Source organism: Ferruginibacter sp. HRS2-29, from assembly GCF_024343615.1.
Taxonomy (GTDB): domain Bacteria; phylum Bacteroidota; class Bacteroidia; order Chitinophagales; family Chitinophagaceae; genus Ferruginibacter.
The window spans coordinates 22907-35388 of record NZ_RJUB01000154.1; the positions used below are offsets into that span (position 1 = coordinate 22907).

At 44.8% G+C, this 12482-nt stretch carries 10 protein-coding genes; 6 read left to right on the forward strand and 4 right to left on the reverse strand.

Annotation, left to right across the window (positions count from 1 at the left end):
• Positions 1–73: 73 nt before the first annotated feature.
• The 3 genes from EGI32_RS17670 to EGI32_RS17680 form a co-directional block, all read right to left on the reverse strand.
• Positions 74–589 carry a thioredoxin family protein gene (locus EGI32_RS17670; RefSeq protein ID WP_255156676.1) on the reverse strand — a complete coding sequence of 172 codons (516 nt, stop codon included), beginning with the start codon at positions 587–589 and terminating at the stop codon, positions 74–76.
• 118 nt (positions 590–707) lie between these two features.
• Entirely contained in the window at positions 708–1550 is an 843-nt protein-coding gene (locus tag EGI32_RS21435; RefSeq protein WP_255156677.1) for a MerR family transcriptional regulator, read from the reverse strand.
• 323 nt (positions 1551–1873) lie between these two features.
• Positions 1874–2881, reverse strand: coding sequence for a M23 family metallopeptidase (locus EGI32_RS17680; RefSeq protein WP_255156678.1), 1008 nt, complete (start codon positions 2879–2881; stop codon positions 1874–1876).
• Positions 2882–3066: 185 nt separating this feature from the next.
• Here EGI32_RS17680 and alaS point away from each other — a divergent pair, with 185 nt between their 5' ends.
• The 6 genes from alaS (at position 3067) to EGI32_RS17710 (ending at position 11506) form a co-directional block, all read left to right on the forward strand.
• Positions 3067–5805 carry an alanine--tRNA ligase gene (gene alaS / locus EGI32_RS17685; protein ID WP_255156679.1) on the forward strand — a complete coding sequence of 913 codons (2739 nt, stop codon included), beginning with the start codon at positions 3067–3069 and terminating at the stop codon, positions 5803–5805.
• Positions 5806–5935: 130 nt separating this feature from the next.
• A complete protein-coding gene (locus tag EGI32_RS17690) occupies positions 5936–6460 on the forward strand; it encodes a GNAT family N-acetyltransferase (RefSeq protein ID WP_255156680.1) in 525 nt (174 codons plus the stop codon).
• Positions 6461–6570: 110 nt separating this feature from the next.
• Complete coding sequence (locus EGI32_RS17695; protein WP_255156681.1) at positions 6571–7455, forward strand: bestrophin family protein; 885 nt, start codon at positions 6571–6573, stop codon at positions 7453–7455.
• Between the two features lie 232 nt (positions 7456–7687).
• Complete coding sequence (locus EGI32_RS17700) at positions 7688–8725, forward strand: PDZ domain-containing protein (RefSeq protein WP_255156682.1); 1038 nt, start codon at positions 7688–7690, stop codon at positions 8723–8725.
• Between the two features lie 180 nt (positions 8726–8905).
• Positions 8906–10345, forward strand: coding sequence for an Asp-tRNA(Asn)/Glu-tRNA(Gln) amidotransferase subunit GatB (gene gatB, locus EGI32_RS17705; protein WP_255156683.1), 1440 nt, complete (start codon positions 8906–8908; stop codon positions 10343–10345).
• A gap of 15 nt (positions 10346–10360) precedes the next feature.
• Positions 10361–11506: a TlpA disulfide reductase family protein gene (locus tag EGI32_RS17710; protein ID WP_255156684.1), complete on the forward strand. Its 1146-nt coding sequence runs from the start codon at positions 10361–10363 to the stop codon at positions 11504–11506.
• Positions 11507–11602: 96 nt separating this feature from the next.
• Here the strand turns inward: EGI32_RS17710 and EGI32_RS17715 are convergent.
• Positions 11603–12482: RagB/SusD family nutrient uptake outer membrane protein (locus tag EGI32_RS17715; protein ID WP_255156685.1), on the reverse strand; the 880-nt coding region annotated here is incomplete at its 5' end.

Below are 12482 nucleotides of genomic sequence, written 5' to 3' on the forward strand. Positions count from 1 at the left end.
TAAAAATATCAAATCTCGCTATTTTAGAAGTTCAACGTTGAGTGAAACTTCTGACAAAGTACCCCTGCAGGGGTCAGAGGTTTAAGAGTGCCGCCAGTTCCACATCCCATTTGCCCGTCTTACCATATTCTACCACACGGCCCACTTCTTTTCCGTCTTTTAATACGATAATAGTAGGCACATTGGTGATCTTGAAAGTATTGGAGATGTTTCCAAGCGTTTGTTTTTGCCGGTCTACCGCAAAAAAACTGATGTCCTTATCCGCTACGCCACTTTGCTCCTGCAACTTGAAAAATTTTGGTAACACCGATTGTGTATCCTCGCACCAGGTGCCACCGAATAAAAGAAACTGAAATTTTCCTTTCGCCGCTTCCATGGCATTCAGCACAGCAACCGGCGGCGTATATGCGTTCTTGTTAGCCGGGTACCAGTTGGCGAAAGCGGGATTGTTTTCCAGGGCATATTTTGAAATGATGCCATCGAGGATCAATACTTTTTGATTGTCGACAGTAGATGTGTAGGGGGTCTGGGCTGAAGCAGTGCCCAGCAAACTAAAAGATATAGATAGTATGGAGATGATTTTTTTCATAAGCTAAATTAAGAAGCGCTGATCAGATCAGGTTACGAATTGAGGTGAAGTTTTTTTGCCGGGGAGACGGGAAGACGTTTTTTGTGTCTTTCTTTTCTTACCGTCTTACCGGCAAAAATCACAAATTTGCTTTGAGCTCATTCAGGAAGTCCTTCATTTTTTTCAAATTCTCGATCACCGAAAAAGTCTCATCCACCCTTTTATTTTTTTTAAGGAATTCTTTGGCGCCTTCGATGGTGTATTTTTTTTCGCGAAGCAGGTGATAGATCAGTTGCAGGTTCTTGATATCTTCCGGTCGGAAATGACGATCGCCTTTACCGTTTTTCTTCGGCTTCAGGATATCGAATTCATTTTCCCAGAAACGGATCAGCGAAATATTCACTTTGAACATTTCCGAAACGGCACCGATACTGTAATATCTTTTTTCGAAAAGAACGGAATCTTCAGGTATCTCAATAAGATCCGCTACCGTATTCATATCGCGGAGCTTCATACGCCCCCGGGTAGATTTTTTTTCCTTCACCCCAAGAGCTGTCACAGACCCTGTCGGGGGTTTATTTTCTATCCCACCGCCGACAGGGTTTTCAACCGCTGTCGGGGTGTTAACCGCTGTCGGGGTGTTAACCGCTGCCGGGGTGCTAACCGCTGTAGGGGTTTCTTCCGTTTCCTCCTCCCCGTCTATTATTATTTCCAACTCCTTCACCGGTTCCTGCGTATCGTCTTCCAACACAAACGGCGACATCACCGTTATATAATTCTGCTCCAGTAATTTTTCATCCGGTAGTTCTTCCTGCACCGCTTTTATCTCTTCAAGCCCGGGCATTTTCAAACCAGCTTCCGTCATAACTTCTTCCTCTTCTTCCGCCAGCACTTCGGAAGCCTGTTCTTCTGCCTCTTCCGCCGCGGGTATAACCGTCTGTATCACCTCAGGCACTTCACTGATCACAACAGGCTCTTCCACCTCCCGAACTTTTGAAACCTCTTGAACCTCTTGAACCTCTTGAACCTCCTGAACCTCTTGAATTTTTTGAACCTCCTGAACTTTTTGCACATGCTCCTTCTTCACCGGTTTTTCTTCCGGCGGATTGTCGAACATGTCAAATAAAGAGGCTTGTGTGAGTGCCATAGAACAAAATTAGGTTTTTTTGATTACACGAATTAGAGCGAATTACACGAATTAGTAGAGGTTATGCACAGTAATATGAAAAAAAATGTGATACAGAAAATACGGTTACTTCCTTATTCGCGAATTCGAGTAATTCGTTTTAATTCGTGTAATAAAAATTAGTCGAAGCTCTTGGCACTTCCCATGGCTGCCAGTTTCAGCAGCTGATCGTATTGCTCCGCATTGAGATCATTGTAGAAAAAATAAACCGGATCCACGGCATTTCCATTAATATGTACTTCGTAATGGCAATGCGGCCCGGTGCTTTTACCGGTACTGCCCACCCAACCTATCACTTCGCCACGTGTAACTTTTTGTCCCTGGCGTGCTTTGATGCGTACCATGTGGCCATACAGCGTTTCATATCCATACCCGTGATTGATCAATACATGATTGCCATATCCACCTTCAGAGTAGCCGGCTTCGCTGATGGTCCCATCGCCGGTGGCATAGATCGGTGTGCCCTGCGGCGCTGTAAAATCAAGACCCTTATGCATTTTGGGCGTACCATACACCGGGTCGATACGCATACCAAAACCACTGGCGATACGGTTCAGCTGCTTGTTGCTCACCGGCTGGATAGCGGGTATGCTGGCCAATTTCGAATCCTGGTTCCTGATCAGCTTTTCGATGCTGCCATAACTGGTAAACTGGTATTTCATGCGGGCGTCCAGGTTGTTCAGTTGCGCCGCGATATCTTTTCCAAGAAAATCATCCGACATGCCTTTTACCTTATCCAGTTCCTGTTGCTTTTCGATGAGCTTCGCCCGGGCACTGTCTGGCAGCGGGTTTGCTTCGAATATAGAGCGGTAAACGTCGTTGTCCCTTTTTTCCAGGCTCGCCATCTGATCCTGCAATGCCTTTACCTTTCCTGAAAGTAATTTGTAATTTTCCAGCATCGGCTTGTATTTCAGGTCACTTTCAAGCTGGGTAGGTTTTGGAATAAAACGGTTGTACAAATAAATAACGATGGCCGAACTTACCAGCAAAGCGCTCATGAACCCGAAGAAGCGGAGCAGCTTTACCCGAAGAGGGGTTATCAGCTTTTCGTAACGAAGCGTATGTGTATTATAATAATATTTTATTTTTTTCATACCACAAACCACAGAAGAGGCTTTTAAAATCATGCTTATTGACTAAATTTGCCACTATTGAAAAATGACAAGTATTATTTTCGGTGCCCGTCCATATACGTCGGTTCTGCTTCAGCAACAGCTTTGCGCTGAAAAGAAGTGCCCTCTTGTACAGTGCACCGGGTCTACAAATATAACTCCATAAACATTAAAGACAACCCATTCAAATAAATAATAACATGAAGACGGCTAGCGAAATCAGGCAGGAATTCCTTGACTTTTTTAAATCAAAAGGACATGTCATTGTTCCTTCGGCACCTATCGTGGTGAAAAACGACCCCACCCTTTTGTTCATCAATTCTGGCATGGCGCCATTCAAGGATGCGTTCCTGGGCAACAAACCCGCGCCGGCAAAACGCGTGGCCGATACGCAAAAATGTTTACGCGTAAGCGGAAAACACAACGACCTTGAAGAAGTGGGCGTAGATACCTATCATCATACCATGTTTGAAATGCTGGGCAACTGGAGCTTTGGCGATTATTTCAAAAAAGAAGCCATCGCCTGGAGCTGGGAACTGCTGACGGATGTATACGGCATTCCGGAAGAACAGCTGTATGTGACCGTTTTTGGCGGCGATGAAAAAGAAGGGCTGGCGATGGACCAGGAAGCCTACGATTTCTGGAAAGAACATATCGACGAAAGCCGCATCCTGCAGGGATCCAAAAAAGATAATTTCTGGGAAATGGGTGATACCGGGCCGTGCGGACCTTGTTCGGAGATCCACGTGGATTGCCGTACTGCCGAAGAACGTGCCGATGGCAAAGGCCATGAACTGGTAAATGCCGATCACCCGCAGGTGATAGAGATATGGAACAATGTATTCATGCAGTTCAACCGCAAAAAAGACGGTTCGCTCGAACTGCTGCCTGCTCAACATGTGGATACCGGCATGGGCTTCGAGCGCCTGGTACGTGTGCTGCAAAAGAAAACAAGCAACTACGATACCGATGTATTTAGTAATACTATAACCGCAGTTGAAAAGATCACAGGTAAAAAATATGATGCTTCCTTAACTCCCGCAGATTCGATAAAAGTTGCGGGCTCCTCCCCGCTTGGGGGAGGTTGGGAGGGGGCTGTCGCGTTCCGTGTACTGGCCGATCATATCCGTGCCATCGCATTCACCATTGCTGATGGGCAGCTGCCTTCCAATACCGGCGCTGGTTATGTGATACGCCGCATCCTTCGCAGGGCGGTGCGTTATTATTATTCTTATCTCGATTACAAACAGCCGCTGATGTTTCAGTTGCTGCCGGTGATTGCGGAGCAGTTTAAAAATGTGTTTCCTGAACTGGCGCAACAACAGGATTTTGTTGCCAAAGTGATCAAGGAAGAAGAAGAAGGGTTTTTGCGTACGCTTGATAAAGGGTTAAAAAGAATGGACGCCATCATTGCTTCCGCAAAAGATAACACCATCAGCGGCAGCGATGCTTTCGAACTGCTGGATACTTATGGTTTCCCGATCGATCTTACACATCTCATCGCTTCTGAAAATGATCTGCGTGTGGATGAAGCCGGTTTCCATGCCGAAATGAAACAGCAGAAAGACCGCTCCCGTGCCGCTACGGCATTGGATACAGAAGACTGGGTGGTGGTGAATGAAGGCAACAGCAATGGTTTTGTGGGTTACGAAAAACTGGAAGCAGACACCAAAGTGTTGCGCTACCGCAAAGTTTCGGGGAAAGGAAAAACGCAATACCAGATCGTGCTCGATCAGACACCTTTTTACGCTGAAAGCGGCGGGCAGGTAGGTGATACCGGCAAATTCTTAATTAATAATGAAGAATTAATAATTAATAATACTAAAAAAGAGAATGACCTTATTATTCACTTTACCGACTCCATCCCTGAAAGCCTTGAGGGCAACCTCACGGCTTATGTAGATATCTGGCGCAGGAAAAACATCGCCGTGCACCACAGCGTAACACACCTTATGCATGCTGCATTAAGACAAGTACTGGGCACACACGTAGCACAGAAAGGAAGCCTGGTGAATGATGAGTACCTGCGTTTCGATTTTTCTCATTTCGTGAAAATGACGGAGGAGGAAATTGCGCAGGTGGAAAAGATCGTGAATGAAAAGATCAGGGAAAATATCCCGGTGGTGATCAAAAGCATGAGCAAGGACGAAGCGATCGCCATGGGCGCCACCGCTTTGTTTGGCGAAAAATATGGCGATGTGGTACGTGTGGTGGTGATGGATCCTGCTTACTCGATAGAATTGTGTGGTGGTACGCATGTGGGCAGCACCGGTGAGCTTGGTTATTTCAAGATCACCAGCGAAGCGGCTGTGGCCGCGGGTGTACGCCGTATAGAAGCGGTGAGTGGCGCAGCCGCGGAAAATTTTATAAAAGAAGAATTAGGTAAATTAGAAATTGTAAAAAAAGCTTTAAAAAATCCTAAAGAATTTAATGAAGTTTTTGAGAAATTCATTTCAGAAAAAAATGACTTAAAGAAAAAAATTGATTTTATAGAAATGTCGAAGTCTACCGAAATCGCTACCGAAATCCTTGCTGAAAATGTTGTCAAACATAAAATTATTTCTGTCATTGCTAGCGATTTTGATTGCTACTCGGTTGAGATTTTTAATTCTGTTTTTAACAACATAAGAAACAAAATCAAGGATTCTGTAATTATATTAGGAGCTAAAATTCAGAATAAAGAGTATTTGCGAGTTTTTATTAATACTAAGGATATAAACTATACAATGAATTTTAGACTTGACTCAATATATAATGACATAGTGGTTAATGATTTAACGTCTACTACTTTTGGCCAAATTGCGGAGGCAAGTGCTAATATTCTTAATGCCGTAGGAAATTTTAAGAACGGTCTAAAACAAATAATTAAACAAGTAGAGACTAGTATTACTTCCACTATTTCAGCAGTTGAAATGTTAGATGATTTTACAAGAGGATAATTTACACTAAAAAGATACTCATATAATTTAACCACAAAGTTGCATGAGCAAAGACACACAGAGTTTCACAGAGTGGTGACAACTCTATAAAACTCTGTGCAACTCTGTGAAATAAACCTCCTTTAACTCCGTGGTCATTCTCGAAACTCCCCGCCTCCTTCTCCGTCGCTTCACCGAAGCCGATGCGCCGTTGATCTTCGGGCTCAACAGCGATCCGGAGGTATTGAAATATCTGCACGAATTTCCCCTGATCGATAAAAAAGATGCAGAACGGATCATCCGTGATGTTATCCTGCCGCAATACGAAAACGATCTCGGCCGCTGGGCGGTGATCCTAAAGGAAACCAATGAATTCATCGGCTGGTGCGGATTGAAATACCGCCCGGAGATGAACGAAACAGACCTGGGTTATCGTTTCAAAAAAAGTTCGTGGGGAAAAGGTTATGGCACAGAAGCCGCTAAGCATACGCTTCAATATGGTTTTGATAAATTAAAACTGAAAGAGATCACGGGAAGGGCGCATATAGAAAATATCGGTTCCCTGAAGATACTGGAGAAGATCGGGATGAAATTTATTAAAGAGGAAGTGGTGGATAATTGCCCGGTGAAAACATTTGTGGCAAAGCCACAAATGTCAATAGTGAATAGTCAATAGTCAAATCTTCGAAGTTTATTATATCACCGAAAATCACTTTCTTTGAAATTAAAAAATGGCCTGACCTTGTAACGTTCAAAGGTTTGACTATTCACTATTGACTATTCACTATGGTTAATTACAACCCCAAAGACTGGTTCAGCACCATCTTCCGCTTTCACAAGGCGGATACATCGCGTAAGCTTTTTCCGCTGATCATGGTCGTTTCTCTCTATTCTGCGGCAATCGCCTACATCGAGATCAACCTGCTTCACCTTACCGATAAAAGTTATCTCAGGAATATCCCGCTGATGCATAGCCTGCTGGGGGTGGTGATCTCCATCCTGCTGGTATTCCGCACCAACACCGCTTATGACCGCTGGTGGGAAGGCAGGAAACTATGGGGCGGACTGGTCAACAACAGCCGCAACCTGGCGATGAAACTTTCGGCCATGCTGCCTACTGAAGAAACCGCACAGCGCACTTTTTTCCGCAAGATGATCCCCGCCTTTGCGCATGCGTTGCATACCCACCTGAAATCGGAAGAAACCAGGACAGCACTTTTTGAAAAAGCGATCGCGAAAGGCCACCTGACAAATATTGATACCGAAAAACATATCCCCAACCAGATCGCCGCTAAAATATTCAAGCATATCCAATCGCTGTATGCGGAAAAGATAATCGACGGTAACCAGCTCATCGTGCTCAACGAGGAACTACGATCATTCACAGATATCTGCGGCGCCTGCGAACGCATCAAAAATACGCCCATCCCTTACTCCTATAGCGTCTTCATTAAAAAATTCATTTTCGTGTATGTGATCACGTTACCCATCGGGTATGTGTTCAGCCTCGGCTTTTGGGTAGTACCTGTAGTGGCATTTATTTTTTATGTGCTGGCCAGTATGGAACTCATTGCCGAAGAAATTGAAGACCCATTTGGCGAAGACGATAATGATGTGCCTACGCACCAGATTGCAGACAGGATACAGCTGCATGTGGAGGAAATCCTTTAGTCAATAGGGAATAGTCAATAGTCAGATCTTCGAACGTTGCTCTTTTCTTCGCACTTTCGTGATATAACGAACCTCCCCATCCGGTAAAATCTTTCGAAGGTTTCACTATTCACAATTGACCATTCACTTAATGTTTTGTTAAAGCAAAAAATTTATTTCCGAAATCTTTCGTAATTCAATTTTTCCTCTTAGATTTGATGTACTAAAGATTTCGTACATAAAACAACTCAAGATGAAAAAATTGATCAGTGCTGCTATTTTCCCATGGTTGATGACCATTTTCGGGCAAAAAGCCATGGCGCAGGATACCCCAAAAGTAACCGACGAAAAAAAAGAAACCCAGGAGATCATCATCCGCAAGAAGGGTGATAAAGATGTAACGCTTAACCTCCAGATCACCGGTGATAAAGTGACGGTGAATGGCAAGCCATTGATCGAGTTTTCAGACGATGCGATCACCATCAACAAGAAAAAGATCGTGATCCGCGATAATTTCGATATTAATTTCGATGGGGTCAATTTGGATGATTTCATACACGATAATGACATCACTGTGAGTGGATTCGGCTCCAAAAGATCAGGTGCTTTCCTGGGTGTATATACGGATAAAACCGATGATGGCGCCAAGATCAGCAACATTACCAAAGAAAGTGCCGCAGAAGCTGCTGGGTTGAAAAAAGACGATATCATCACTAAGATCAACGATACTAAAGTGACGGGGCCAGAGGATCTGTCTGAAGCGATCAGCAATTTCAAACCGAAAGACGAAATAAAAGTTACTTACAAAAGGGGCAGCGATAAAGAAAAGACCGTAAAAGCCACTTTGAAAGAAAGGGAAATAAGTGAAACAAGAAGTTTCTCCTTTACTTCACCAGACGGTGGCGCAAGATCATTTTCATTCCCGCGTACTCCCACACCTCCAAGGACACCGGGCGCCGCATGGGGCGATGATGGACGCAGTTTCAATGACTTGATCGTGGTGGGCAAAAGCAGGCAGAAACTCGGCATTAAGATCCAGGATACGGAAGAAAGTAATGGCGTGAAGATCCTTGATGTGGATGATGATTCTCCGGCTTCAAAAGCTGGCATCAAAAAAGATGATGTGCTTACCGAACTGAACGGTAAAAAGATCACCAATACTGACGAAGCAAGGCAATTGCTGCAGGAAAATGCTGAAAATAACAGCTATCCTGTCAAGGTAAAACGTAATGGCACAGAAATGACCCTCAACGTGAAAATTCCTAAAAAACTGAAAACAACAACTCTGTAATAGTTTAGTTTATTAAAAATGAAGCGTCCCGATTTCTATCGGGACGCTTTTTTGTGGGGATGGCAGATACTGGATGCTGGATATCGTAGCGAAGAACTTAGCGAACTTCTCTCTTGCAAAAGACAACCAGTAACCAGCATCCAGCAACCAGCATCGGCAATTTCCTTTACTTTTGCATCAATGAACAATAAATACGAACTGGTGATCGGGCTGGAGGTACATGCGCAGCTGCTGACAGCGAGCAAACTCTTCTGCGGTGACAGTACAACATTTGGCGCCGAACCAAATACGCAGGTCAGCCCGGTTTCGCTGGCGCATCCCGGTACTTTGCCGGTAATGAACGAAAAAGTGATCGAACTGGCGGTAAGGCTTGGGCTCGCATTGAACTGTACGATCGTACAGGATAATTATTTTGCCCGTAAAAATTATTTCTACCCCGACCTTCCGAAAGGTTACCAGGTGAGCCAGCATACGGCGCCTATATGCCTCGGGGGCCATCTGCCGATACAAACGAGCGAAGGCAAAAAAAATGTACAGCTCAACCGCATCCATATGGAAGAAGATGCGGGCAAAAGCCTTCACGACCAGGATGAAAAATATACCAGCATCGACCTCAACCGTGCAGGTATGCCTTTGCTGGAAATCGTCACCGAACCCGACCTGCACAGTGCCGACGAAGCCTATGCTTATCTCACCGAATTGCGCAAGCTGGTACGCTGGCTGGGCGTATGCGATGGCAATATGGAAGAAGGCAGCATGCGTTGCGACGCGAATGTATCTGTACGCCTGAAAGGTGCTACAACACTGGGCACCAGGGTGGAAGTAAAAAACCTCAACAGCATCCGCAATGTGAAACGTGCCATTGAAATTGAAGCGGAAAGGCTCATCGGCATTGTAGAAAAAGGCGAACAGGTGATACAGCAGACGCGGAGTTTCAATGCGGATAATAACACCACTTTCGCATTGCGCAGCAAAGAAGAGGCAGACGATTACCGCTATTTCCCGGAACCGGATCTTCCGCCGTTTTTCATCAGTGATGAATACCTGCAGGAGATAAAAGCTGCTATGCCCGCGCTGCCGGCCGCATTGCAAAACAAATACATCAGTTCCTATAATTTGCCGGAATACGATGCTGCGCAACTGAGCAACGATAAGGATGACTCCGATCTTTTTGAAGCCATCATCCGGCATACTACTCATTACAAAGCTGCCGCAAACTGGATGACAGTTTTAAAACAATATTGCTCCAATGCAGCATTGCCAGTGAGCTCGTTTCCCTTAACGGCAGAAAAAATAGCAACGCTGATCAATTTCACCGAAACCGGGAAAGTGAGTTTCAATGCGGCTTCTACCAGGATCCTTCAGGAACTGATCAATTCGCCGGAAGAAACCCCTGAAAGCATTGCCACCCAACTGAACCTTGTGCAGGAAAGTGATGAAAGCGCCATTGAAGCCTGGGTAGACGAAGTGATTGCTTCCATGCCTGATAAAGTGAAAGAATACCGCTCGGGCAAAAAAGGACTGATCGGGCTGTTTGCCGGTGAAGTAAAAAAACGCAGTAAAGGCAAAGCTGATATGCAACTGACGAATAAAGTGCTCACAGAAAAATTAAATAATTAAAATAAATACGAATTCATGAGAAGGATATTTTTAGTGCTGATGCTGGGCTCCGCCATCGTTTCGTGCAGCGAGCAGCAAGACAAAGGGAAGTTTACGGTAACGGGAGACCTGAAGAATGCAGGAGATCAGAAAGTTTACCTCGAACAATTGTTCTTCAGTGAGCAGGCTCCTGAAGTGCTGGACCCGGCCGAAATAAAAAATGGAAAATTCACCATCAGCGGTACCGCCACCGAAGAAGGTTTTTACAGGCTTCGCCTGGAAAAGATGGACGGCGGTTATCTCTTCATTAATGATGATAAAAATATCCCTTTCAGCGGCGATGCAAAAGACGTGACATTGAAAGGTGCCAGCTTCAATACCCCGGCCAATAAGGAACTGCTGGGCTTCCTTACCGAACTCCAGACGCGCCGCGAAAGTTTTACCACAACAGCCAACCGCATCAAAGAACTCGAACTGCACAAAGAAAACGACAGTGCTTTGAATGTAGAAAAGCAGAATATTGCAGGCATTGAAAAAGATGCGAATAATTTTATCCTGAAAACAGTCAACTCTGCCAAAAGTCCCGTGGTGGCTTTGTTTGCGCTTGGTTATTCGCAGACAGCAGATACAGCTTTGCTGAATAAATCGGTACCGGCCCTTGCAGACCGTTTTCCACAACATAGTGGTGTAGCGAGCATGATCGCCCGTTTCAAACAGATGCAGGCCCAGCAGCAACAGAAGGTCAGTCAAAACGCCGGCCGTCCATCTGTTGGAAGTATAGCTCCTGATTTTACTTTGAAGGATACCGAAGGAAAACCTTTTTCGCTTAGCCAACTGAAAGGACAATATGTGCTGGTAGATTTCTGGGCGAGTTGGTGTGGCCCATGCCGCGGTGAAAACCCGAATGTAGTGGCTGCGTACCAGAAATTTAAATCCAAAAATTTTACGATCCTCGGGGTATCACTGGATGATGACAAAGCCGCCTGGTTGAAAGCTATAAAAGACGATAAGCTTGAATGGAAACATGTAAGCGATCTCAAAAAATGGAACAGCTCAACGGTACCACTTTATGGCATGGATGGTATCCCTTACAACGTGTTGGTAGATCCACAGGGGAAAATAATAGCGACAGAACTAAGGGGGGCGGCACTGGAAAGCAAGCTCGCAGAAGTGTTGAAATAATTCATTCCTAAAATAAAAAAAGAACGGCTATCAATTGTTTCTGACTTAAGTTGGAGACAATTGATAGCCGTTCTTTTTATCTGTAATTATTCTCTGTTAAAAGTAACCAGGGTTTTGCTGAATGATCGGGTTTGCCTGAACTTCTGAATTGGGGATAGGAAGCAGGAAACGGAAATCATTAGCTGGTAAAGTTACCGAGTTAGTATTTGGCGCATCAGATGCATCACGTACTACAGGAAAACCTTTTCTCTTAAGATCCCAGAAGCGGTGACCTTCGTAAGCCAGTTCTTTAAAGCGTTCGTTGAGTATTTCTGTGATCGCCTGAGCTTTTGAACCCAATACAACAGGTACATATCCATTGATCCTTGCTGCACGCAGTGTATTCAGATCGCTTTCAGCGCTATTGGCTCCAGTGAACTTATCTTGTTCTGCACGGGCTTCAGCACGGATCAGGTACATTTCACCAGTCCTGAAAACTTTACCATTGGCAACGTTCTCCAGTGAACTACCATAAGTACCACCAGCATATTTATTGATCAGGCGGTTTGGCCTTGGAGCTACCAGTAATGGTTCTGTTTTGAAATACGCTGCAAAACGTACGTCGTTTACCTGGTCGTAGCTGTTCCATAATTTATCAGAAGGCAACCAGGTGATAGTACCGATGTTGGCAGGATTTGCAGAAGTACCACGGAACAAAGATCCGATACGGATAGAGGTACCCCTTACTATCCTCATAGCCAATTCGTTGGTATTGGCATCAGTCCAGATACCACCAAACTGTGCGATCGGTGATAACGGAATAGCAGTGATATATTCAGAAGCGAAAGTTTCAGCAGCCACCCAGTTGTTCATATACAATGCAACCCTTGCCTGTAACCCGGTTACAGCAAGTTTTGTAGCCCTGTTGATATCTGTAAGGTTGTTTGGTACCAATGTTTTTGCTTCGGTCAGGTCAGCCATCAGCTTAGTGAAGTAA

Coding starts and splice junctions, on each gene's coding strand:
- EGI32_RS17670 (WP_255156676.1), bottom strand. CDS start 589: ATGAAAAAAATCATCTCCATACTATCTATATCTTTTAGTTTGCTGGGC.
- EGI32_RS17680 (WP_255156678.1), bottom strand. CDS start 2,881: ATGATTTTAAAAGCCTCTTCTGTGGTTTGTGGTATGAAAAAAATAAAA.
- alaS (WP_255156679.1), top strand. CDS start 3,067: ATGAAGACGGCTAGCGAAATCAGGCAGGAATTCCTTGACTTTTTTAAA.
- EGI32_RS17695 (WP_255156681.1), top strand. CDS start 6,571: ATGGTTAATTACAACCCCAAAGACTGGTTCAGCACCATCTTCCGCTTT.
- EGI32_RS17700 (WP_255156682.1), top strand. CDS start 7,688: ATGAAAAAATTGATCAGTGCTGCTATTTTCCCATGGTTGATGACCATT.
- gatB (WP_255156683.1), top strand. CDS start 8,906: ATGAACAATAAATACGAACTGGTGATCGGGCTGGAGGTACATGCGCAG.
- EGI32_RS17710 (WP_255156684.1), top strand. CDS start 10,361: ATGAGAAGGATATTTTTAGTGCTGATGCTGGGCTCCGCCATCGTTTCG.